Here is a 22,536-nt window from a genome sequence, read left to right as displayed (position 1 = left end):
CAAGTCGCTTCAAATCATATGCCAGTCATTTCCTATTTGTCAAATTTTTTTGTTCAAGCCCTAACTCAGCCAATAAATCACCAGCAGCAAAATATGGTCGCGCTCCCGCCGCAATTAGTTCATTACAACCTTGGGATAACGAACTATCTAGCGGTCCTGGAGCGGCCCAAACGTTCCGATTTTCTTGCAGTGCCAATTGGGCCGTAATTAAACTGCCACTGCGTCTTTTAGCTTGTGTGACAACTAATGTCTGACATAAACCGGCAATAATGCGATTACGCTGTGGAAAAAAATATTTTTGTGGGTGCGTTGTAGGGGGATATTCAGACAGCAATAACCCTTGTTGGGCAATAGTCATTTGTAATTGCCGATTAACCGCCGGATAATAATAATCTAAACTATTACCCACAACCCCAATCGTTTGCCCCTGATTGTCTAAAGTTATCTGGTGACACCAACCATCTGCTCCCTTAGCTAGCCCGCTCACTGTCACTACTTGAGCTTGCACTAAAGCAGGAACTAAACTGTGTACGACTGTTTGCGTATAAAAACTACTTTGCCGCGCCCCAACAATTGCAACCGTTGGGCGATTCAATAACTGTAAATTTCCTTGGTAATATAGCAAAGCCGGTGGATTATAGATTTCGCGTAACTTTTGTGGATAAACAGCGTCCAAGAATGTTAAACATGGTGGCATCATGGGATAATCTTGTTGCAAGCGTTGCTGAAATAACGAGCGTTTAGTCACCGTTAGTTGCTGTTTCACAAATTGAATTAATTGACTAACGGAATAATGCTGCAAGCTTAATTGACAAACTTGCAGCATTATTTTGTTGCTCACACAACGGGTTTGGGATAATTGATATAATAATTGACGTAATTGCATAACAAACACCAGCTCCGTAATTTTTTTTAAATTACGAATTTACTGCCAAATATTTTTTGACAGGCGCAAATGAACGTCGATGAATTGGACAGATTCCTTGCTTCTGTAAACCTGCTAAATGAATTTTAGTACCGTAGCCAGCATTTTGGGCAAAACCGTAACCGGGATAAACTTGATCATACTTAACCATTAATTCGTCTCTATAAACTTTAGCCACAATACTAGCAGCACCAATCGAAACACTCCGCGCATCACCTTTAATCAATTTAGTTTGCGAAATGGGAATTGGAATCCGCATGGCATCAACTAATAGATGATCAGGTTGGACCAATAATTGACTAACAGCTTGTGCCATTGTTAACTCCGTCGCATGATAAATATTTTCTTGATCGATTAATTGCGGACTACCTACGGCTACACTAACATCAATGGCTTGATCTAGAATTTGCCCATATAATTCATGGCGCTTGTGATCACTTAATTGTTTGGAATCATTAATTTCAATTAAATTAACATCCGCAGGTAAAATAACGGCGGCGACAACTACTGGTCCCGCTAACGGTCCCCGACCAACTTCATCAATTCCGGCTACTAATTGTTGCTGTTGCCAAAAAGGTTGTTCAAATTTTTGCCGTCGTAAAAAAGCTGCTTTTAACGCCATCGTTTTAGTTAACTGGCGTTGATGCGACTGAGCTAATTTTTGCACGCCAGCGCGGGAATCTTGCGCCAACGTTTGCCAATCTGCACTCGTTAATGATTGCTGGCTAATTAACTCTTTAATCTCGTGAATCTTTAATTGTGACCATTCAGTCATTGATTTCTTGCACCCAATCTAGAGTATATCTACCCAATAATCCTTGACGCACATCATTAATAATTTTATGAGCCGCACGATCAAAATCCTGCTCAAAATGCCACTGAGTGGTTAATTGCACTAATAATTGGGCACCTGTCAGAGTCAATTGTTGGGCGGTTAATTGATACTTTTGTTGTAAAATTGTTTCATAGTGCTGTTGCCAAAATTCTAATGCATAAATAGCCAAGTCTTGTTGGGGAATAACTTTATCACTAATCGCTTGCGTCAAAGCTAAATTAAATCCGACTCGTTCTTGCGTGATTTTGGGCCATAAAACTCCTGGGGTATCCAACAATTCCAAATGGTGTTTAGTCTTTAACCAATTCTGATTTTTAGTCACACCGGGGCGATTACCCGTCACAGCCACTTTCTTACCAACTAATTTATTTAATAATGTTGATTTACCAGCATTCGGAATGCCAATGCACATGGCGCGCACTGTATAATTTTTGACCCCGCTTTGTTGGTATTTTTTTAATTTTGACGCCATTAATTGTTCAATTGCCTTCAATAGCGGTTGTAACTGATTAGTATGCTGTGCATCTAAAGCAATAACTGATTGCTGTTTTGTTTGATAAAAATTAATCCAGGCCTTAGTCATTCGTTCATCGGCCAAATCAGCTTTATTCAAAATAATTAACCGGGGTTTGGAATTAATCATTTGATCTAAAACCGGATTCAACGAAGAAAAAGGCAACCGGGCATCACGCACTTCTAAGACTAAATCTACTAATTTCAGATGGTCTTGGATTTGATTTTTAGCCTTATTCATATGACCTGGATACCATTGAATCGTCATGTCCTTATTTCCTTTCTAGTACCTTAAATGCTTGGTTCAACATCGGATCATGTCCTTGAGCCTTTTGCATTAAAGCTTGGGTTAAAGCTTGTCTAGTTTTAGCATCCAAATTACCCCTTTGTTGTGGTAATTGCTGTTGTACTTGAAAAGCTGTCAATTGTTGTTGAGTAGTAGCATCCAACTGACCGGTAACTGGAACCGCTAACCCCACAGCATTTAACACTTTTTGAGCAACTTTCACATCGCCACTAGTTTGCTGAGCAGTAATCGTTTTTTGACTGGTAAAAGCATTAATATTTAAATAATCTGGATACTTAACTTTGAGTGTCGGTTCTAAGCCTTTGTGATTAATCCAAGAACCATTGGGGGTCAACCACTTAGCGGTAGTGATTTTCATCTCTGAGTCTGAACTTAACGGACTTAAAGTTTGCACCACTCCCTTACCAAAGGTCTTTTCACCAATCACTGGTATTTGTGCAGACTGCTTTAAGGCTGCTGCAAAAATTTCAGCAGCACTGGCGGTACCCTTATCAACTAAAACGACCGTCGGTAATTTAACTTTATAATTTTTTAAATATTTCGCACTAGCACGATACGTCTTCGTCCCATCCGTTCGTGAAACCATAGTCATTATCTTTTGACCATTGGTCAGAAACATACTAGAGGCCGCTAACGCTTGTTCCATAACTCCACCAGGGTTATTTCGAACATCAATAATTAACTTTTGGGCGCCTTGACGTTGAACTTTTTGTATTTCTCGCTTCAGCTCACTAGCAGTATGTTCGGAAAATTGGGTAATCGTAATTTCGGCTACTTTTCCATGATGATTAACCACTTTGCCCATTACCGTCGCCACTTTAATCGGTGCTCGAACCAAAGTTTTAGTAAAGGTTTGTGTGCCGCGTCTAATTTCTAAATGAACTTTGGTCCCTGCTTTACCACGGGTCAATTGCGAAGCTTGATCAACTGTCATTTTTTGCGTGGAATGTTGATTAATTTTGGTAATAATATCTTTAGTTTTTAAACCGGCTTTAGCCGCTGGTGATTTCGGCATTGCTGAAACAATTTGAATGCCAGCATTAGCTTGTTCAATCGTAGCTCCGATCCCAGAAATTTTCCCAGAAATATTACTATTGAATGAATCTTGATCTTGGTCCGCCATAAACTCCGAATAAGGATCATCCAAAGACTCCAGCATTCCCTTAATTGCACCATTGATTAGCTTTTTAGAAGATACTTTCTGATAATAATTTTGATTAATTGTTTCATATACTTGTTGAACTTGGCTAAAATTACCCATAGAACCTTGATTCTTAAGTTCCACTGCCATAAAAATAAATGCGCCAGCAACCCCAATTAAAATTCCACCAACAATGGAAAATATTACTGTTGACCAAGAAAACTTTTTTTTCATGCCGAATCACTCGTTTCTTTAAGAATTAAAATGTGCCTGGGACTCTTGATATTTAGCAAAAGCCTGATCATAAATGTCCATTGTCGGTAAATACGATCCATTCAATTCCAGATATTCCGAAATTTCTGTATAGTCTTGCGCTTGTTTGGGAAAAGTTTGGTCAAAAAAAGCCGCTTCCGCAAAATGAGCAATGGGACTAGTACTATTAGGATTTCGTTGCGTCATTAAATATTCATAAAAAGATTTTTCCATCAACTAACACTCCTAAAACTTGCTCGAATAAACACTAACGACAATTTTATTTTTGTGTAAATCTAAATCTTTGACTTTAAAATAATAACCACTGTCATTTTGATAATCTTGTAAATTAATATTGATTAATTGCTTACTACTATTAATGCTTACCCAAGAAGGAAAATGATAATTATGTTGAATATAACCGAGAACAAAGCCCAATGGAATACCCAAGTGACCAATTTTTAGATGTTGGGCTTTTAATTGGACACCACCACTAGCAGTAGGAAAAGAAGCCGTTTGTAGCTGAAAATCAATTTTTGATCCCAACAAATCAGCACTCCCTACTAACGAAATATGTTGATCAAATTTTAAATGATATTGAATATCCTTACTGTTTAAATATTCATTAATATAATGATTGGCTAACCTCTGTGCTTGCTGCTTAGTTAATGTTACTTCAAAAACTGGTTGAGAATCATTGGCTGGTGCAGGTTGTTTAGAAATAACCGCAGAGTCAATCGGGCGCGTTACAGCATACCACATACCCGCACCTCCCAGAATCAGGATTGCCACTAATATTAAAAAAGCCCATTTCCACCAATTACGTTTTGTATCTACACTGCGTCTCATTTTAAATTAATCCACTCCTTTTGGCTTAATTGCAGTTGGTGCCATAATTTTTTGGTCATTAACTGATAACCTTGATGATTAGGATGAAAATAGTCTTTCGTATATAACAACGGATTTGTTGTTGTTTGTTCTTTTTTCGAATATTTCAATTTTTTAGGTTGAGCAATAGCTGACACATCCACAAAATGCATTCGATAATTATTATGGGCTAAATTTTTGCTGGATTGATTCCATTGCAAAACCGCCTGCTGCACACTCCGAGCTTTTTTAACATAAATAGCATACGGATTATAAATGCCAATCAAATAAATCGGCGCTTTATCATTATAGCGCCGAATAGTCATCACCATTTGAGACATTTGTTGCACATAAGCATCATTAGCCGCTTGAAATTGTTGATTGGACAAGTTTAAACCATGTTTTTGTAAAACATGCATAATATTATTACCACCAGCTGTCAGGATAACAATATCACTTTTCTGCAATGCTTTTTTGAGAGCAGCGTTATGTTGAACCCGCTTTAAAATTTGTCCGCTCGTTTCACCACTAATACCAAAATTTCGCATTTTTACTCGGCGATGACTGGCTGTTCTTAAAGGTTTTTGAATCAAATACGTATAACCGCCTTGATGGTGACCGTCACCAACGCCATAAGTCAAAGAATCACCCACAGCCACCACTTTTAAAGTAGTTGTTTGACTCTTAGCAGCAACTTGATGAACGTGAATGTTGACTAAGCTAATAGCTAACAAAAAATTAATGAGAATCTTTATTTTTCGCAAAGTTAACTCCTTCAATTTATCAAATTGTTAACCGCTTATTATTGCCGATAATAAATAATCGCAAAGGCACCCTCGCCAGTATGGGTCATAATAATCGGACTAGTTAGTTCAATTGTGGTCTTAATCTGCGGAAATTGAGCTTGAACTTGTTGTTTAATTTGTTGCGGCAAAGTATCATCACTCACATAAGACATGCCAATTTCACTAATTTGGTCGCCATGTGCATCAATATCTTCAATACGTGATTGAATAAAATTCTTAATCACTTTAATTCCGCGTCCCTTTTTGGCAATCGTCAATTTATGATTTTGTAACTGCACAACCACATCAATATTTAATAATGACGTCAATGTCGCAGCCATTTTGCCTAGACGGCCGCCTTTAATAATATTTTCTGGATGAGGAATACAAACGTATAATTGCGTTTGTTCAGCAATATGTTTAATCGCGGGTAAAATTTCGGCCACTGTTTTTTTCTGCTGTGCCATTTTCGCAGCTGCTAAAACTTGAAAAGCCATTCCTCGATCTGTTGAACCACTATCAACCACGGTCACTTTGGTGGAAGTCAACTCTGCTGCTTGCTTGGCAGCATCTACCGTACCACTTAATCCCTTAGTCAAGGTAATGGCCAATACCTCACTGCCATCTTGACCTAATTTGTTAAAGGCCTCGACAAAGCGACCGATGGGTGGTTGACTCGTTTTCGGAAAATTAGTACTAGCCAACATTTTTTGGGAAAATTCCTGGCGAGTAATGTCTTGACCATCAACATATTGTTGATTATCAATTTCAACAGTTAATGGCACTACTGTAATTTGATAGTCTGTAATTTCTTTTGGTGTCAGTTGCACAGAAGAATCTGTTAAGATTTTTACATTTGTCATTTGTGGAAACCTACCTTTATCATTTCAGGTCTTTAAGCTATAATCTCTAAAAGAGTTGTTTACTTAAAGATTGTATCAAACGTTCACAACTTTAGCACATTTTTATTAATTAAAGGAGCGCTTGTCTTGACCAATATTTTTGCCAAACCTCAAAAAACTTCGAAAATTTACCGAATTACTAACGAAATCTTCAGTGCCATTACTCACGGAATCGGTCTACTACTGGCGATCGCCGGTACTGTATTATTAATTATTAAAGCTGTCCATCAGCACCCCATGGCTAAAACTTTGAGCGCCTACTTAATTTATAGCTGTACACTTATTTTTTTGTATCTTTGTTCAACACTTTTTCATAGTCTTTACTTTACTAAAGCTCAACACATTTTTCAGATTCTAGACCACAGTTCTATCTTCTTATTAATTGCGGGGACTTACACACCTTTTTGTCTACTCGGAATCCCCGCACCATTTAATATTGTTTTATTAAGTACTATTTGGATCATTACTATTGGTGGTATCATTTACAAAATTTTTAACTTGGGCGCGCACCCTATCATTGATACTAGCCTGTACGTTATCATGGGATGGTTAGTCATTTTAGCCATGAAGCCCCTACATCATTCCTTAGGTACTACTGGAATTTTGCTCCTGTTTTTTGGAGGAATTGCCTTCACTATTGGCGCTTTACTGTATACAATGCGGGGTATTAAATACATTCACGTTATTTGGCACATCTTTGTGATGCTGGGTACCACTTTGATGTTTTTCTCAGTTTATTTATTTTTATAATGATCTCGCCGTTGATAAACTAAAAATTCATGAGCCCAAAGATTTTGGTCATCAACTTGACCAGTTTGTCGCTTAATGAGTTGAAATTGTTGGTAATCAATGGGAATCATCCACGTATCGCCGCTAAATTGTGCGGCGATTTTAGTTACATATAAACGTTGAACTTGCTGGGCAAACATAGTAAATAAAGCTGGTCCTCCAAAGATAAATACCCGCTCATCGTGACTAATTAACTGCTCAATTTCCCTTTGCGAGGTCGCCACGGTTAAGTCGGCTGTTTGCGAAAATTGCTCAGGAAAATGTGTCAAAACGATATTTCTCCGTTCTGGCAAAGGTCGCGCATGAGGAAAACTACGCAAAGTTTTAGAACCCATCACGATTGTACTGTGTAGCGTTGTTTGTTTTAAATAATGTAAATCTGCTGGTAACTGCCACGGCAAATGCCCGTTTTGGCCAATTAAGTGATTTTGATCTTCGGCCCAAATATATGCTAGCATGCTTTACTCCTTAAACAGCCACGGGGGCCGAAATACTGGACTGGGGATGATAATTTTGTACGTTAATTTGTTGCAACGTTAACTGATCAATACTCGTTATTTGCGGATCTAAAACCAGTTGCGGTCCCGCCGTTGGTTGACGTTGTAGTTGCAATTTAACTTGGGCTAAATGATTTTGATAAATATGGGCGTCACCCAAGGTATGAATCAATTTTCCCGGTTTTAAATGAGTTACTTGGGCAATTAATTGTGTTAATAACGCATAACTGGCAATATTAAACGGCACACCCAAAAACAAATCTGCACTCCGTTGATATAACTGGCACGACAAATAACCATCGTTAACATAAAACTGAAACAAGGTGTGGCAAGGAGGAAGAGCCATGTTTTTTAATTCTGCCGGATTCCAAGCTGTCACAATTAGTCGGCGAGAATCAGGATTCGTTTGAATTTGTTCAATCACCTGGGCAATTTGATCAATTTCTTGTCCGTCAGCTTGCCAATGACGCCACTGTTTCCCATAGACATTACCCAAGTCACCAAATTTTTGCGCAAACTGATCATCTTGTAAAATTTGTTGGCAAAACAATTGCTTTTGTCGTTGATATTCCTGATTGAACTGCGCATCTTGTAATGCTCGGTGCCCAAAGTCTGTCATATCGGGACCTTGGTAAGCAGAACTTTGGACATATTTTTGAAAAGCCCATTCATCCCAAATATGGTTATTATGTTGTAATAAATACTTAATATTACTATCACCCCGTAAAAACCATAATAATTCCGATTTAATCAAACCAAAAGGGACTTTTTTAGTCGTTAACAGGGGGAAACTATCTTGTAAATCAAACTTCATTTGGTAACCAAACAAACTATAAGTTCCGGTCTGAGTGCGATCCGTCTTAAATTGCCCCGTCGTTAAAACCGTGTGTAACAACTGTAAATACTGTTCTTCATTTTTAGTTGTTGCCATTAGTTATCCCTCTCTGCTAATTCTAACCACCGATCACTCGCCATATCTAATTGCTGTTTAACCTCAGTCAGTTCTGTTTGATGCTTCAAAATTTCTTGATAATTATTACCTTCCGTACTCATTAACTGTTCTAAATGCGCTTTTTGTTGTTCTAACCGAGTGATTTTAGGCTCTAGATCTTTTAATTCCAATTGTTGCGCATAAGTTAATTTATTAGTTGGCGCTGTTTTGACTTGCGGCGCAGCCGCTTTATTTGACGCGGCTTTCTTCGCTTTAGTTTGATTACTTGTTAAATATTGTGAATAAGAACCCCAATAACGCTGCACTTGACCGTGACCGTGGAAAATTAATAAATCATCAGTAATTTTGTCCAAAAAATAACGATCATGCGAAACCGTAATGACACTACCACTAAACTGGGTTAAATAATCTTCCAGAATTGTCATGGTTTCAATATCCAAATTATTAGTTGGTTCATCAAACAATAAAACATTCGGTTGTTGAATGAGAATGGCTAACAGATATAGCCGCCGTTGTTCACCGCCGGATAAGTCACGAATAAACGCCCCCTGCTGTTTAGGAGAAAATAAAAATTGTTCCAGTAATTGTGAAGCTGACATCTTATCGCCCTCACTGTTAGCCACATTTTGGCCAATAGATTCTAGATAAGTAATTACTCGTTGGCTTGGGTCCATTTGTTCTACTTGTTGCGTATAATAACCAATTTTAACTGTTTGACCAACATTTAATTGACCCTTTGTTAACTGCTGGCGACCTGCCAAAACATTCAAAAAAGTGGTTTTTCCGGCACCGTTAGCGCCAATAATTCCTACATGCTCACCAGAATTAATTCTTAATGTTAAATCTTGTAATAAGACTTGTTGGCCAAATGCCAATTGTGCTTGTTTTAATTCGAATACATCTTTACCCAAGCGTTGGTGTTGTATATCAATATTGAGTTGTTGCTCTGAAAACTGAGATTGATTTTTTAAAGTTTGACTTAGTTCTTTAAACCGCTCCACACGGGCATTTTGTTTGGTTCCTCGGGCCTGAACCCCAGCCCGAATCCATTTTAATTCATGGCGGTATAAATTCTGCTGGTGTTGTCTCGTTGCTGCTAAAGTGGCCTCATTTTGGGCCCGCTTTTGTAAATAGTCTTCATAATTACCACTATATTCTTGTAATGTTTGATTACTTAATTCAAAAATACGATTAGCAACTAAGTTTAAAAAGTAGCGGTCATGGGTCACGAAAATCACAGCACCAGCATAATTATTTAAAAAATTAGCTAGCCAGCTGATAGCTGTTTCATCCAAGTGATTAGTCGGTTCATCTAAGATTAATAAATCAGAATCAGAAACTAAAATTTGCGCTAAACTGACTCGGCGCACCTGACCACCCGACAATTCTTGAATTCGTTGATTAAATTCAGTAATGCCTAATTTCGTCAAAATCGTTTCGACAGTTGCTTGAAACTCCCAACCATCAATGCGATCCATTTGTTCTTGTGCTTGAAAAAAGTTCTGCGCAACTTGGGGATTATCGCTATCTCTACTATATTGACTTAATGCTGCTTCGTATTGCCGCACACTGACATACAAGGGTTCGTCCCCCTGTAAAATGGCCTCTAACACCGTTTTTTGCGGATCTAAATACGGATTCTGCTTCAAGTAGCTAATTTGATAATCGCGCGGATGGTCAATCACACCTTGCTTGAGTAAAGTTTCATCAACCAAAGAATTAAGTAGCGTCGTTTTACCAACCCCGTTTAATCCTAACAAGCCAATGCGATCCGGTTGTTGAATTTTAAAATTAACTTGCTTAAATAAAGTTCGTGCTCCAAATGATTGTTGCAAATTATTGACACTAAACATTTTCATAACTTAATCACCTTTAATCTGAGCATCACGTTGTCGTAAAGCTTTGAGTATTTCTTGTTGCTGGTTAGCTAATTGTCGACTTACAATTTGTTGCTGAATCCACAATAAATCTTGACCAATCTTTGGCCCCGGTTTCAAGTTTAATTCTTGCATGAGCAATTGTCCGTCCACTGCCAAATCATGACTACTTTTAATGGGCAATTGTTGATAAACTGCTGCCAATTGCTGTGCTTGATCTTTTTGATTTAACAAGCCCAACAATTGGCAACAATTTTGGACCACTGGTTTTTGAGCCTGGTAAATATCCCAAGTCGTTAGTTGTGGTAATTGTTGCAATAATTGCACGCTCTTCATGGTGACTTTAATAACAGCATTCGCCAATTTCCAAGCTTTCAAAAATTGTAACAATTGGGCTTTATCCAGCTGCCATTGCCAGCCCAATAAAGTCCAAACTTGCGTTTGATTTTGTAAATTTAGCTGGGCATCTAACGTTAATAATTCGGATACTTGAGCATCAGCCAGTTGTGGACAATACCGATTCAATTGTGTTTGTAGCATCGTTTCTAAACCGACTTGCCAACACGGTGCTTGCATTAATTTCAGCCACTCATCGCGAATTCGTTCAACCGCAATTTTAGACAATAAATTCGCATTAGCTGCAATCCCTGCTTGTGTCGCAGCATCGATTGTAAAGTCGAGCTGTGCTTGAAAGCGGACCGCGCGAAGCATGCGCAAAGCATCTTCGTGAAAACGTTCTTGAGGATTGCCAACGGCTTTAATCCGGCGGTGTTGTAAATCAGCTACTCCCCCAAATAAGTCAATAATCTGACCTTGAGTCGTCATAGCTAATGCATTGATCGTAAAATCGCGGCGTTTTAAATCTTGTTTTAAAGACCGCACAAACTCTACATGATCAGGACGACGATAATCTTGATACCCCGATTCAGTCCGAAAAGTGGTAATTTCATAAGTTTGATGAGCAGTAATGACGGTCACTGTTCCATGATCAATCCCGGTATCTGCAGTATGGTTAAAAATAGCTTTGATTTCTGCCGGATAGGCACTAGTCGCCAAGTCCACATCATGAATCGGACGTTGTAATAACATGTCACGGACACAACCACCAACAAAGTAAGCCTCAAAGCCAGCCGCATTAATTTGCTCTAAAACAGGAATTGCTGCTGCAATCGCAGTCGGAAAATGTTCAATTCTCATTGTTTAAATTCAACTCCTGTTCCAACTCATTCATTTCCCAATCGTTAGGTACTAATTTTAGATAATTATGAACAGCATTTTTCAGCAAATCTGGAGCTGAACTTTTCCGTAATAAAGTAATCAAGTCCTTTAAATAATTAGGATTATCCTTAAATTGATCATAAACACTCAAAAAAGCCGTTTGGGCGGCCGAAATTTGTTCGAGAGCGCTCAAGGAGCGGGCCCGGTTCCATTGTGCTTGTCCATCATCACGCAACTGATCTGCATATTGGTCCAATAAATTCAAATTTGCTTGGTGTTCATTTTTTAATAAATAAATTTGACTCAAAGCTAAAATTAAACTAGTTGGCGCATCTAACATCTTCAAACCTTGTTTTAATAAAGTCACTGCTGGATCTAAATCACCTAGTCGTTGTGCACTGGTAGCTACCAATTCATATAACAATTCACTATAAGGATCATAGCTCAATCCTTGCTGAGCTGCTTTAAATGCCGCAGCTGGCTGATTCTGGGCCAAATTTAAGCGACTTTCCAAAATATAACCTGAAGTATAATCCGGTGCTAGTTGTAATAATTGTTCAATTAAAGTCTGTGCTTGTTGATAATGTTTTAATTCTAATTCCAGATTAGCATAATTATATAGATTATCCGCATTTAAAAATTCGGGTGTGGTTTGTTGATAACTGGCCTCCGCCGCTTCATAATCACCTAGTCCCACTTGCGCTGCAGCTAAGCGTTGGTACAGTGAAATTCCTGAAAATTCGAAAACATCTTGATCAATTAACTGCTCATAATAATCAGCTGCTTGTTGAAATTGATTTTCGTTAAAATATAATTCCGCTAACGCAAATTGAATCACTTGTTCCTGTGGTGCTAATTTTAATGCTTGTTGCAATTTTTGCTCACTAACCTCATAAAGACCTAAGGTTTGATAAAGATCCGCACTAACCATTAATGATGCGACATAAGCCGGTGAATCTGCCTGAATTTGTGCCAACAAATTGGTTGCTTCATCAACTTCATCATTAGAAATCAGCGTCTCTGCCAAATTAACTTTTAGAATATCCTCCTGAGGCAATTGTTTTAACAAGGAGCGGTAAACTACAATTGCACTATCCACTAATCCTGACTGCTGTAGCTGTTGTGCCGCTTCATACAAATCATCTACAGAATCACGCTGTAAAGCTTGTTTTAACAGTGACTGTCCATGGTCAAAATCACCTTGTTGTAAAGCCGCCACCGCCTGTTTGCTATATGTCATTTAAAATACTCCTTTAATTCCGTTAATTTCAAGATAACACAAATTAAGAGACTTACCAGTATTACATCTGTCATAAAATATTTTCTAAATCAATTTGACACTTTTGATCCAAAAAAATAAGGGTACGACTAGCACAACAATCACTAAAGTATTTAAAAACTCCCAAGTTATATAAAATCCTCTGAAAAAACTACTTAATCAGTAATTTCCAAAAGTCAGTTTTAATGACTAATTTTTTAATAACTTTTAGATTTAGTATTGTCGCATGAACCTTCAAGAAACTAGGACCCAAAGAATTTGGCGTCAATTGAGACGAACATTTTCTTTTGATAATATTCCCAAAGTCAGTAGCTCGTATCCAACTTTATACAATTCGAAAATTAAAGTTCAGACTTTAATCTGGAATATCGTTAGTACGCAACTTCTCATCTACTTTTGTCCTAACTTCTATTTCAGGCTAGTTGCATCCTTATCAATTATACCGGCAAATAAATAATAGTTGGGAAAAGCGGACTTAATTAGCTGACCAGCGGTTAAGCACATTTTCCCAGAACAATTTCCTTATGTAAGCTAAGACGATTATAACAAATATTATAATCGCCCGTGATAAACAATCTTTTAAAAAATTATTTAACTGCGTCTTTTAATGTCTTACCTGGTTTGAAGGCAGGAACATCACTAGCAGGAATTGTGATTTCTTCATTCGTTTGTGGGTTGCGACCCTTACGAGCAGCACGATGACGAACTTCAAAATTACCAAAACCAATTAATTGAACTTTTTCGCCCTTAACTAAACTTTCTTGGATAGAACTGAAAACTGCATCAACTGCAGCAGTAGAATCCTTCTTAGTTAAACCAGTTTTTTCAGCTACATTTTGAATTAATTCTGCTTTATTTGCCATAATTTTTTTCACCTCCGTGAAGCAATGAAGTGATCATTACTTAATCAAAATGACGACTACCACACCATCATTCTTTAACAAATTATCATAAGATTCCCAAGCTAGCAAGGAATAATCACATTTTTTTACGAACTTTTGTAATTCTTAATAAAAATTTTATTTAAATCCACCAAAACAGTCTATTTCCGCATTCGCGCAATGATCTTAATCGGCGTACCAGTAAAATCAAACATTTCCCGTAACTGATTTACAATAAAGCGCTCATACGAGAAATGAAAGAGCTCCGGATCATTCACAAAAGCGACAAAGGTTGGTGGATTAACCGCAACTTGCGTCAAATAATATAGCCGCAAACGTTTATTTTTCACAGTTGGTGCTGGCGCAATTGCAGTAGCTTTTAACAATAAATCATTCAGCAATGACGATTGAATCCGCCGATTTTGGTTTTCATAAACTGCCGTTACTAGTTCAACAATTTGATCTAAGCGTTGGTTTTTCAGTGCTGACACAAAAACAATTGGTGCATAATTTAAATATCGAAATTCTTGGCGCAAATAATCTGTAAATTCTTGCATCGTTTTTTGATCTTTATGTTGGACAGCATCCCACTTATTAACCGCAATAATGACCCCACGACCAGCTTCGTGCGCTAAACCAGCAACTCGTTTATCTTGCTCACGAATCCCTTGCTCGCCATCAATCACCATAACGACTACATCACTACGATCAATCGCGCGCATAGCCCGCATCACTGAATACTTTTCCGTGTTTTCATATACTTTACCACGTTTACGAATGCCCGCAGTATCAATCATCGTATACAATTGGCCTTCATCATCCACAAAACTGGTATCAATCGAATCACGTGTCGTCCCTTCCATATTGGAAACAATTACACGCCGTTCGCCTAAAATGGCATTAACTAATGACGACTTACCGACATTCGGTCGTCCAATAAAGCTAAATTTAATAGCAGGATCTTCATCAACTAATTGGTCATCAGGAAAACTTTGAACCACTTGATCTAATAAATCTCCCAAACCTGTACCATGAACTCCGGAAACGGGGAATGGTTCACCTAAACCTAACGTATAAAATTCATAAATATCTTGACGCTGCTCTAAATTATCGGCCTTATTAACTGCTAAAACGACGGGCTTCTTAGCTTGAAACAAGATATGAGCTACCGTTTCATCTTCTTTAACGACGCCCACCCGACCATCAACAACCATCACAATGACATCAGCTTCGTCGATGGCAATTTCTGCTTGGCTTTTAATTTCTTGATTGAGCGTTGTATCTTCTAAAGTAATTCCGCCTGTATCAATCACCGTAAATTGTTTATTTAGCCATTCAGCATGCGTATAAATCCGATCGCGAGTTACTCCAGGAGTATCTTCAACAATAGCGATTCGTTCACTTGCAATTCGATTAAACAAGGTAGATTTTCCAACGTTAGGGCGTCCAACTAATGCTACTACTGGCATTGCCATATTTTCACCTTCTTAAAATTATTTAATCAAAAAAACTGGCTCCAAAGAGTCAGCTTTTGCACAATAAGTTTGATTAATTTTGAGAATTTTCATCATCCACAATATCACCTAAAGCAAAACCACGTTCTTCATCAGGCAAAGTGTAATCAATCTCTTCTTCTTGAGATTCAGCTTCTTTTTTAGCATGCGGATTTTCCGTTAATTCTTTAATTGACAGACCTAAACGCTTTTGCTCTGGATCGACATTTAAGACTTTCATGTGAACTTGTTGACCAACTTGTAAAACATCAGCTGGCTTATCGACATGATTCCAAGAAATTTGGGAAACATGAACTAATCCTTCAACCCCTGGTAAGACTTCAACAAAGGCGCCAAAATCAGTCAAGCGTTTGACGACACCGTCGATTTCATCACCAACGGCAATCTTTTCGGAAACACTTTCCCAAGGTCCTGGTTGTGCAGCTTTAATAGACAAAGAAATTCGTCCACGTTCTTTATCAACATCTAAAACTTTAACTTTAACCTCTTGCCCAACTTCTAAAACATCAGCTGGCTGATTAACTCGTTCATAAGAAATTTGTGAAACATGAACTAAGCCGTCCATACCGCCTAAATCAATAAAGGCGCCAAAATTAGTTAAACGAGAAACCTTAGCTTCGATAATATCACCTGGTAAGATTCGTTCCATAACTTCAGCTTCACGTTGCTTCTTTTCTTGAGCTGCAATTTCTTTATGTGATAAAACAAAGCGATTCTTAGCTGGTTGCACTTCAATAATTTTCAAATCTAAAGTTTGGCCAACGTAAGGCTTTAAATCACGAACAAAATGATCTGAAATCATCGAAGCCGGAATGAAACCACGCAAACCGTCAACTTCAACTAACAAACCACTTTTGACAGTTCCGGTAACTTTTCCTTGAACTGTAGTATCTTGATTCATCAAATCAGCCATTTTAGCGTAGGCTTTTTGATTTTCAATACGGCGTTGAGATAAAATAAAACTACCGTCTTCTTTGTCACTCGCAGAATGCCGCACGACTAATAATTCTAATTTATCGCCAACTTGTGCCAGCTTATGAATATCAGCCTTCCGATCTGCAGTTAGTTCACGCAGTGGGACAACTCCTTCAACTCCAGAATTATCAATACCTACAACCAGTTGATTGTCTTCAACTGATAATACCTCCGCGGTAACCACATCGCCAATTTGTACTTGATCAAAACTATCAAGCGCTTGCTCCATGGGATTTATGCTGTTATTCTCTTCAGCCATTTTTACATCCTCCTCGCCATCGTTCGAAATCTATCTTAATGTAAAATCACTTCAATTACCAGTGCTATTAATTAATTCTTTAATTTTATTTGAATAATTTGCAGTGCTTTGTCAATAACTTGATCAATGTTCAAGCCAGTCGTATCAAGAATTTGCGCATCTTTCGCCTGAATTAATGGTGAAATACTTCGATGAGAGTCTTTATAATCACGTTGCGTAATCTCTTCTTCAATTTGGGCTAAAGGTGTGGTAATTTTACGAGTTAAATTTTCTTGATAACGCCGCTGTGCACGTTCTTGAACACTCGCTGTCATAAAAATTTTAACTTGTGCGTGGGGTAAGACCACAGTCCCAATATCTCGGCCATCCATGACTACATCGTTGTTTTGTGCCAATGCTCGTTGTTGTTGTACTAACAATGTCCGTACCCCTTGTAATGCCGAAACTTGTGAAACATTTTGCGCAATGATTGGTGTCCGAATCGCCGCCGTGACATCTTCTTGACCGGCGTAAACTAACTGTTGTTGATTTTCTAATCGAAAAGTAACTGGATTGGCTTGCAACGCTTGAACAATTGCAGCTTCAGCACCGTAATCAAGCTGCAATTGCGTTGCTAACCAAGTGGCTGCGCGATACATGGCTCCCGTATCAACATATAAAAAATTTAATTTTTGTGCAACTGCTTTTGCAATTGTACTTTTACCAGCAGAAGCTGGTCCATCAATAGCTATTTGCATTTAAGCACTCCTAATAAACAGTAAAAGAGGTTGGGCCAATAAGACTCATACTCATCTAACAAAATGAACATTCAGTCATTATTGTGTTTCAAAAGTCAGCAGTTTGAGTCTAACGATTTTAAAGTCTTTCGTTCAGTTTTAGACTTAAAAATTTCATTCAACTACTTGATGACTTTTGCTCCCAGCCTCTCAAAATTTAGTGAACACGCAAGCGCATCCCTGGTCGTAACACGGTGTTACTAGACATTCCATTTAATTGGTATAACTGCTGAGTTGTCATCCCATGATTCAGTGCAATTCGATAAGCATTATCATGAGCTTGTACAACATAATAAGAAGAATTAGTTGCCGAAGAACTTGCTGCCGTAGTTGCTTGCTGATTAGTATTAGCCTGCTCAGCAGTATTATTATCAGCTGCAGCGGTATTATTCGTTGGACTTTGTTGTGTATTAGTAGTTTCCGACTGATTAGTTGTAGTTTCCTTAGCAGTCTTATCAGATGGAGATTCAGATTTTTTATTGGTCGACTGATTCAAATGCGATGCTACTTTTTTAGCTTTTTGCTTTTTTGCTTTTTTATGAGTTGCAGTACTTTTAGGCTTCGAACTAACTGCCACTTGACTAGTACTATCAACTGCCGTCTTTTGATGACCGGCTGAAACAGCCGACCAAACAATTGGCAAACACATAATTGCCAGTAGCACGATCACTAATGACCAAACCAAAACCTTATTACTTTTTTGAGTTTCTTTACGTTGAACCCGTGAATACTCTGCAGAAGTTTCTGGCGTTGTAGAGTCTGTCACAGATGATGTATCTTTTTGATCAGCAGAATCTCCAAATGTTGCTTCCCAAAGTTTAGGTTTTTTATCGCTCATTAATCTCACCTCTAATAACTATTAAGTTTACCAGTTAAATGGATAAATTTCATTAAAAAAGAAAAAACTGAAGATTTTTTTATCAAAATTTTAAACGTCTAGTTAATAAAATGCTCAAAATCGAATTAATAACACCTTTAACTAAATTAAATGGCACAACCCCAAATAATACGTATTTTGCCACCGGCATTCCGATATGAAAATTCAGAACGGTCATATATAAGGGCATTAAAATAAAGTAGTTAGCCAAAGACAGCACAATAGTTAAACTCAAAGTTCCACAACCGTAAGCTAACCAATTAGCATGATCGTTACGCAGTAACAAAACAATCGGAATAATAAATGCCAAGCTAGACAAGAGTGATGAAAAATCACCAATTAAACTAGCCACATTCATTCCCATTAACACCCAATGTAATAATACTTTACAAAAAGCTACTAACGTTCCGGTCGACATTCCATAAAGACCAAAGGCCAATAACACCACAACATCACTAACATCCATTTTCAAAAAAGAAAAGCCTGGAATCAATGGAATTTCAATATACATTACTAAAGTTGCCAAAGCGGTTAATAAAGCACCACCAATGACTTTATTGTGCGCTAACTTACTTCTTTCCATAAAAAAAGACCTCCAACAAATCGTTGCAAGGCAAATGAGATCATTAAATAATGATCTTGCGTTTTCTATCATCTGGACTATACCATCGGCTTTTGGAATTACACCAAATCCACCATTGCTGGGTTGCGGGCTATCACCGCCGGTCAGGAATTTCACCTTGCCTTGAAAACGATATTTATTATAATTTTTTAAGAGCTTTGACTTCATCTTGCGTCAAAAAGCGCCAGTCGCCAGATACTAGACCATCTAACGTTAAGAATCCAACTTGCTCTCGTCTTAATTTTACCACATTAAAGCCGACTTGTTTAAACATTTCCTTAACTTGATGATTCATGCCTTCGTGGATCACTAGTTTTACTAGTGAAGTTTGCCGTTGACGATCAATACTCATAATTTCCGATTTGGCTGGAGCAGTCTTACGGCCCTTGATCTTAACTCCATGTCGTAATTGTTCTAACGCTTGAGAAGTTACAATTCCAGACAATTTAGCAATATAAACCTTATTAACTTGATTACTTGGATGTAATAAATGGTTGGTTAGATCGCCATCATTCGTCATTAGTAATAAACCGGAAGTATCATAATCCAAACGTCCTACTGGATAAATTCTCGTATCAATAATATCTTTAAAATAATCCGTTACTACTTTGCGTCCCTTTTCATCATGAACCGATGAAATCACCCCGCGTGGCTTATAAAATAATAAATAGACTTTGGGCCGTTTTTCAATCGCTACGCCATCGACCTCAATCAAGTCGTGTGTGGAAAATTTACTCCCTAACTCGCGAATTACTTTGCCATTAACTTGCACTCTCCCCGCCGTAATTAAATCTTCTGCTTTCCGGCGCGAAGTAACCCCCGCATTGGCAATCAATTTTTGTAATCGTTCTGTCTGTTTCATTCGTCTCTATCCTTTTTTGAAAATAAATCAACATTTCCTTGCTGATCCAAATTTTGTTCTTGAAATGCCGCTAAGGGTGGTAAATCTGCCAATGATGTTAATCCAAAGTAATTTAAAAATTCCTTCGTAGTACCATACATCATGGGACGTCCGGGGGCATCTTTATGGCCTGTTACTTTGATTAGTTGCCGGACAAGCAATGTTTGTAAAGTCGCACTACTATTTTTCACACCACGGATCTCATCGATTTCAATGCGTGTGACCGGTTGCTGATAAGCAATGATTGCTACAACTTCTAGTGCAGCAGTACTCAACTTATTAGCTTGCTCAGTCTGCCAATATTGATCTAACAAATCATGATATTTAGCTTTGGTTAATAACTGATACTGCTCACCAAATTGCTTAATTATCAAAGGATACTGGTCAGTAGTCTCTAAGACTTCAGTTAAGTTGGCCAATTGTTGCCGCACACTAGCTAAGTCTTTGTTTAATAAAGTGGCTAAATCCTGCAAGGATAAACCCTGCTCACCCGCGACAAATAACAAGACGATTAATTCTTGCTGCACTTATTTTTACCTCAACTTTACCAAAATATCACTTTGATAATCAATTTGTGTGACTAAAACCGTTTGATCTTTAACTAATTCCAATAAGCCCATAAATTTGGTAACTACTTCTTCAACCTGAGCACTCTGTTGCAACAATTGCTGAAAAGTTAATTGGTGTTTCTGCTGCAATTGTTGCATAATTTGCTCTTGCGCTTGCGTCACCGAAATAGTTTCTAAAAACGGCAATTGCGCCAAATCAGTTTGTTGCTGCAACCGATCTAATAATTTAACCAAACATAATGCTAAGTCATTACCAAAATAAGTTCCTGGTCGCAAACTCCGCTGATGCGGAGCCGCAACTGTGCTTGGAGGGCGACTATACAACTGCCGACGTTGCTGTTCTAATTCCTGTAAATCTTGAGCAGTCGCCTGATAAGCTTGATAAGTCAATAATTGAGCGACCAAATCTGTTCTAGGGTCAACTACATCCTCTGCCAAATCATCATCAAACGCCGGAGTTTGCGGCAATAATAATTGACTTTTAATCCGCATCAAGGTCGCCGCCATAACCAAATAATCACCCGCAATATCCAACTGCAAAGATTGCATTCGATGCAGATAATCTAAATATTGTTGCGTCACTGCGGCAATCGGAATATCGTAAATATTAATTTGTGATTTTTTAATTAAATGTAATAACAAATCCAGGGGACCCTGAAAATCAGTTAAAATTAACTCTAGTTGTTCCACTACTGACCACCTAATATTTTTTGATACCGGAGCAAAGCAATTAATGATCTAAAAGCTCAAGTAGTACGCCATGAAATGGCCTTAGCATTAACAATCCCGCAGCATTCAGCTATTTTTTTGCCAGCGTATGATTAGTGGTGTTAGTTCTATACTGCCCATAATTTTATCATCTGGATAATATTCCTGAACTTCATCCAAAATCTGAAACATTATCTGTTGTGAACGCTCGGCGGGACTCAACGAAATATAACGCACCAAAATAATTTGTGGCTGCACTTCTAATGCTACCGCCCCAATAAAATCCGTATTTTGTTGAGGTTTATACAAAAACAATTGATGCTGTTGATTGTCATTATATAATTGCAATTCCATACGCACATGATCTAAATCTTTCAACTCTGGCATATACGATAAAAAGCCCATCGCAATTTTTTGATAATTATGACTATACTTAACTAACATAAGTGTCTACTCTTTATTTTTAAGAACAATTCCTGTAGCAGTTTGTTCAATTAACTGTTGCTTTAACAAATGCCCCAAAGCCCGCTTAAAACTGCTCTTGCTAATACCAAAATAGCGTTTAATCTCTTGGGGATCACTCTTATCGTTATATGGCAAATCAAAATTAGGTTGATGCTTTAACACAGCCAAAACCATAGCCGCATCATCACCAATCTCTTCATAAGCCCGCGGTTTCAGTGATAAATTTAAATGATCAAAACTACTACCAATGACGCGCGCTTTAACTACCTGACCTAAACGAGGTTCTACTTCTCGTTGACTAGGATGAATAAAGCCCAAATGATAATCATTAGTCAAAACAAAGGTGCCACTCATCTTAAGACGATAAACAGTAGCTTGAACATTTTTATTTTGTAAATTTTGATTAGCGCGGCGACTAATTTGTTGAAAAATATTAGCATCAGCCAACTTGCCCCACATGCGATTTTTGCGATCAACTTTTACACTTAATAATAAGCGATCACCTTTTTGCGGCCACAATTTTTTGAGTTCTGGTAAATCATCTAATGACACGACTAAGTCTTTGTCGGGCAAGCCAATATTCACAAATACTCCTAAGTCAGTCCGCACATCAACTACTTCGCCCCAACCAAAACTCCCTACACCAACAGTGGGAATTTGTGGCGTTAAAATTAATTTGTGGGCCTTATTTTCATACAGATAACCTTGTAAATTATCAACCGGTTTTTCAACCTGTTCTTTAGGTGTCTGAAAAGTTTGTCCTGCAATTGAGACAAAATAAGCATTTTGATTTTGGTCAATGACTTGACCAGTTTGAATAGTTCCTAATAAATCTTGTAATTCCAAGTTA

The 22,536-nt window shown here is 37.9% G+C and carries 25 protein-coding genes and 1 riboswitch; of the genes, 1 reads left to right on the top strand and 24 read right to left on the bottom strand.

Annotated features, from left to right (window positions below):
- Positions 1–25 precede the first annotated feature (25 nt).
- From dprA to AC3B5S_RS07930, 8 genes are read right to left on the bottom strand one after another with little or no spacing between them, the layout of a single operon-like run.
- The gene (gene dprA, locus AC3B5S_RS07965) at positions 26–886 is read right to left on the bottom strand and encodes a DNA-processing protein DprA (protein ID WP_489769747.1); all 861 of its coding nucleotides are present in this window, start codon (positions 884–886) and stop codon (positions 26–28) included.
- Positions 887–917: 31 nt separating this feature from the next.
- Entirely contained in the window at positions 918–1,700 is a 783-nt protein-coding gene (rnhB, locus tag AC3B5S_RS07960; protein ID WP_489769746.1) for a ribonuclease HII, read from the bottom strand.
- Positions 1,693–2,541, bottom strand: a complete 849-nt coding sequence (ylqF, locus tag AC3B5S_RS07955; RefSeq protein ID WP_489775417.1) for a ribosome biogenesis GTPase YlqF — start codon at positions 2,539–2,541, stop codon at positions 1,693–1,695. The genes rnhB and ylqF overlap by 8 nt, the downstream gene beginning before the upstream one ends.
- 4 nt (positions 2,542–2,545) lie before the next feature.
- A complete protein-coding gene (locus AC3B5S_RS07950; RefSeq protein WP_489790325.1) occupies positions 2,546–3,955 on the bottom strand; it encodes a S41 family peptidase in 1,410 nt (469 codons plus the stop codon).
- 18 nt (positions 3,956–3,973) lie between these two features.
- Positions 3,974–4,207, bottom strand: a complete 234-nt coding sequence (locus tag AC3B5S_RS07945; RefSeq protein WP_489757925.1) for a YozE family protein — start codon at positions 4,205–4,207, stop codon at positions 3,974–3,976.
- A gap of 12 nt (positions 4,208–4,219) precedes the next feature.
- On the bottom strand, positions 4,220–4,822 hold the full coding sequence (locus tag AC3B5S_RS07940) for a YpmS family protein (RefSeq protein WP_489757924.1): 603 nt from the start codon (positions 4,820–4,822) through the stop codon (positions 4,220–4,222).
- On the bottom strand, positions 4,819–5,604 hold the full coding sequence (locus tag AC3B5S_RS07935; RefSeq protein WP_489757923.1) for a GDSL-type esterase/lipase family protein: 786 nt from the start codon (positions 5,602–5,604) through the stop codon (positions 4,819–4,821). The genes AC3B5S_RS07940 and AC3B5S_RS07935 overlap by 4 nt, the downstream gene beginning before the upstream one ends.
- A gap of 38 nt (positions 5,605–5,642) precedes the next feature.
- Entirely contained in the window at positions 5,643–6,488 is an 846-nt protein-coding gene (locus tag AC3B5S_RS07930) for a DegV family protein (protein ID WP_489757922.1), read from the bottom strand.
- Positions 6,489–6,614: 126 nt separating this feature from the next.
- On the opposite strand from AC3B5S_RS07930, the gene trhA reads away from it, so the two are divergent.
- Entirely contained in the window at positions 6,615–7,277 is a 663-nt protein-coding gene (trhA, locus tag AC3B5S_RS07925) for a PAQR family membrane homeostasis protein TrhA (protein WP_489757921.1), read from the top strand.
- On the opposite strand, the gene AC3B5S_RS07920 is transcribed toward trhA, so the two are convergent.
- The 16 genes from AC3B5S_RS07920 to AC3B5S_RS07845 form a co-directional block, all read right to left on the bottom strand.
- Positions 7,262–7,774: a dihydrofolate reductase gene (locus tag AC3B5S_RS07920; RefSeq protein ID WP_489757920.1), complete on the bottom strand. Its 513-nt coding sequence runs from the start codon at positions 7,772–7,774 to the stop codon at positions 7,262–7,264. The two genes, trhA and AC3B5S_RS07920, sit on opposite strands and share 16 nt — an antisense overlap.
- A 10-nt stretch (positions 7,775–7,784) precedes the next feature.
- Positions 7,785–8,744: a thymidylate synthase gene (locus AC3B5S_RS07915; protein ID WP_489757919.1), complete on the bottom strand. Its 960-nt coding sequence runs from the start codon at positions 8,742–8,744 to the stop codon at positions 7,785–7,787.
- The gene (locus AC3B5S_RS07910) at positions 8,744–10,624 is read right to left on the bottom strand and encodes an ABC-F family ATP-binding cassette domain-containing protein (protein ID WP_489757918.1); all 1,881 of its coding nucleotides are present in this window, start codon (positions 10,622–10,624) and stop codon (positions 8,744–8,746) included. Before AC3B5S_RS07910 ends, AC3B5S_RS07915 begins: the two co-directional genes overlap by 1 nt.
- A gap of 3 nt (positions 10,625–10,627) precedes the next feature.
- The gene (locus tag AC3B5S_RS07905) at positions 10,628–11,839 is read right to left on the bottom strand and encodes a CCA tRNA nucleotidyltransferase (RefSeq protein WP_489790324.1); all 1,212 of its coding nucleotides are present in this window, start codon (positions 11,837–11,839) and stop codon (positions 10,628–10,630) included.
- Positions 11,829–13,100, bottom strand: a complete 1,272-nt coding sequence (locus AC3B5S_RS07900; RefSeq protein WP_489790323.1) for a tetratricopeptide repeat protein — start codon at positions 13,098–13,100, stop codon at positions 11,829–11,831. Before AC3B5S_RS07900 ends, AC3B5S_RS07905 begins: the two co-directional genes overlap by 11 nt.
- Before the next feature lie 626 nt (positions 13,101–13,726).
- Positions 13,727–14,002: an HU family DNA-binding protein gene (locus AC3B5S_RS07895; protein WP_489757915.1), complete on the bottom strand. Its 276-nt coding sequence runs from the start codon at positions 14,000–14,002 to the stop codon at positions 13,727–13,729.
- Between the two features lie 179 nt (positions 14,003–14,181).
- Entirely contained in the window at positions 14,182–15,495 is a 1,314-nt protein-coding gene (der, locus tag AC3B5S_RS07890) for a ribosome biogenesis GTPase Der (RefSeq protein WP_489775426.1), read from the bottom strand.
- Between the two features lie 73 nt (positions 15,496–15,568).
- Entirely contained in the window at positions 15,569–16,768 is a 1,200-nt protein-coding gene (gene rpsA, locus AC3B5S_RS07885) for a 30S ribosomal protein S1 (RefSeq protein ID WP_489775427.1), read from the bottom strand.
- Between the two features lie 71 nt (positions 16,769–16,839).
- Entirely contained in the window at positions 16,840–17,505 is a 666-nt protein-coding gene (cmk, locus tag AC3B5S_RS07880) for a (d)CMP kinase (RefSeq protein ID WP_489757912.1), read from the bottom strand.
- A 196-nt stretch (positions 17,506–17,701) separates the two neighbouring features.
- Complete coding sequence (locus tag AC3B5S_RS07875; protein ID WP_489790322.1) at positions 17,702–18,382, bottom strand: LysM peptidoglycan-binding domain-containing protein; 681 nt, start codon at positions 18,380–18,382, stop codon at positions 17,702–17,704.
- 82 nt (positions 18,383–18,464) lie between these two features.
- Entirely contained in the window at positions 18,465–19,004 is a 540-nt protein-coding gene (locus tag AC3B5S_RS07870) for an ECF transporter S component (protein ID WP_489757910.1), read from the bottom strand.
- Between the two features lie 56 nt (positions 19,005–19,060).
- A riboswitch (FMN riboswitch) is annotated at positions 19,061–19,178 on the bottom strand.
- Between the two features lie 4 nt (positions 19,179–19,182).
- Positions 19,183–19,905 carry a pseudouridine synthase gene (locus AC3B5S_RS07865; protein WP_489757909.1) on the bottom strand — a complete coding sequence of 241 codons (723 nt, stop codon included), beginning with the start codon at positions 19,903–19,905 and terminating at the stop codon, positions 19,183–19,185.
- Complete coding sequence (gene scpB, locus AC3B5S_RS07860; RefSeq protein WP_489790321.1) at positions 19,902–20,471, bottom strand: SMC-Scp complex subunit ScpB; 570 nt, start codon at positions 20,469–20,471, stop codon at positions 19,902–19,904. Before scpB ends, AC3B5S_RS07865 begins: the two co-directional genes overlap by 4 nt.
- A gap of 6 nt (positions 20,472–20,477) precedes the next feature.
- Positions 20,478–21,203: a segregation and condensation protein A gene (locus AC3B5S_RS07855; RefSeq protein WP_489790320.1), complete on the bottom strand. Its 726-nt coding sequence runs from the start codon at positions 21,201–21,203 to the stop codon at positions 20,478–20,480.
- A gap of 105 nt (positions 21,204–21,308) precedes the next feature.
- Positions 21,309–21,665 carry an N-acetyltransferase gene (locus tag AC3B5S_RS07850; protein WP_489757906.1) on the bottom strand — a complete coding sequence of 119 codons (357 nt, stop codon included), beginning with the start codon at positions 21,663–21,665 and terminating at the stop codon, positions 21,309–21,311.
- A gap of 6 nt (positions 21,666–21,671) precedes the next feature.
- Positions 21,672–22,532 carry a CvfB family protein gene (locus AC3B5S_RS07845; protein ID WP_489757905.1) on the bottom strand — a complete coding sequence of 287 codons (861 nt, stop codon included), beginning with the start codon at positions 22,530–22,532 and terminating at the stop codon, positions 21,672–21,674.
- Positions 22,533–22,536: the final 4 nt, after the last annotated feature.

The sequence above is a fragment of the Bombilactobacillus sp. ESL1094 genome, from assembly GCF_058107425.1.
This window is presented reverse-complemented; position numbering and strand designations above follow the sequence as displayed.

Coding starts and splice junctions, on each gene's coding strand:
- AC3B5S_RS07915 (WP_489757919.1), bottom strand. CDS start 8,744: ATGGCAACAACTAAAAATGAAGAACAGTATTTACAGTTGTTACACACG.
- AC3B5S_RS07930 (WP_489757922.1), bottom strand. CDS start 6,488: ATGACAAATGTAAAAATCTTAACAGATTCTTCTGTGCAACTGACACCA.
- AC3B5S_RS07905 (WP_489790324.1), bottom strand. CDS start 11,839: ATGAGAATTGAACATTTTCCGACTGCGATTGCAGCAGCAATTCCTGTT.
- AC3B5S_RS07875 (WP_489790322.1), bottom strand. CDS start 18,382: ATGAGCGATAAAAAACCTAAACTTTGGGAAGCAACATTTGGAGATTCT.
- ylqF (WP_489775417.1), bottom strand. CDS start 2,541: ATGACGATTCAATGGTATCCAGGTCATATGAATAAGGCTAAAAATCAA.
- AC3B5S_RS07945 (WP_489757925.1), bottom strand. CDS start 4,207: ATGGAAAAATCTTTTTATGAATATTTAATGACGCAACGAAATCCTAAT.
- AC3B5S_RS07900 (WP_489790323.1), bottom strand. CDS start 13,100: ATGACATATAGCAAACAGGCGGTGGCGGCTTTACAACAAGGTGATTTT.
- AC3B5S_RS07910 (WP_489757918.1), bottom strand. CDS start 10,624: ATGAAAATGTTTAGTGTCAATAATTTGCAACAATCATTTGGAGCACGA.
- AC3B5S_RS07920 (WP_489757920.1), bottom strand. CDS start 7,774: ATGCTAGCATATATTTGGGCCGAAGATCAAAATCACTTAATTGGCCAA.
- der (WP_489775426.1), bottom strand. CDS start 15,495: ATGGCAATGCCAGTAGTAGCATTAGTTGGACGCCCTAACGTTGGAAAA.
- cmk (WP_489757912.1), bottom strand. CDS start 17,505: ATGCAAATAGCTATTGATGGACCAGCTTCTGCTGGTAAAAGTACAATT.
- AC3B5S_RS07895 (WP_489757915.1), bottom strand. CDS start 14,002: ATGGCAAATAAAGCAGAATTAATTCAAAATGTAGCTGAAAAAACTGGT.
- rnhB (WP_489769746.1), bottom strand. CDS start 1,700: ATGACTGAATGGTCACAATTAAAGATTCACGAGATTAAAGAGTTAATT.
- AC3B5S_RS07940 (WP_489757924.1), bottom strand. CDS start 4,822: ATGAGACGCAGTGTAGATACAAAACGTAATTGGTGGAAATGGGCTTTT.
- AC3B5S_RS07870 (WP_489757910.1), bottom strand. CDS start 19,004: ATGGAAAGAAGTAAGTTAGCGCACAATAAAGTCATTGGTGGTGCTTTA.
- rpsA (WP_489775427.1), bottom strand. CDS start 16,768: ATGGCTGAAGAGAATAACAGCATAAATCCCATGGAGCAAGCGCTTGAT.
- AC3B5S_RS07950 (WP_489790325.1), bottom strand. CDS start 3,955: ATGAAAAAAAAGTTTTCTTGGTCAACAGTAATATTTTCCATTGTTGGT.
- dprA (WP_489769747.1), bottom strand. CDS start 886: ATGCAATTACGTCAATTATTATATCAATTATCCCAAACCCGTTGTGTG.
- AC3B5S_RS07850 (WP_489757906.1), bottom strand. CDS start 21,665: ATGTTAGTTAAGTATAGTCATAATTATCAAAAAATTGCGATGGGCTTT.
- AC3B5S_RS07865 (WP_489757909.1), bottom strand. CDS start 19,905: ATGAAACAGACAGAACGATTACAAAAATTGATTGCCAATGCGGGGGTT.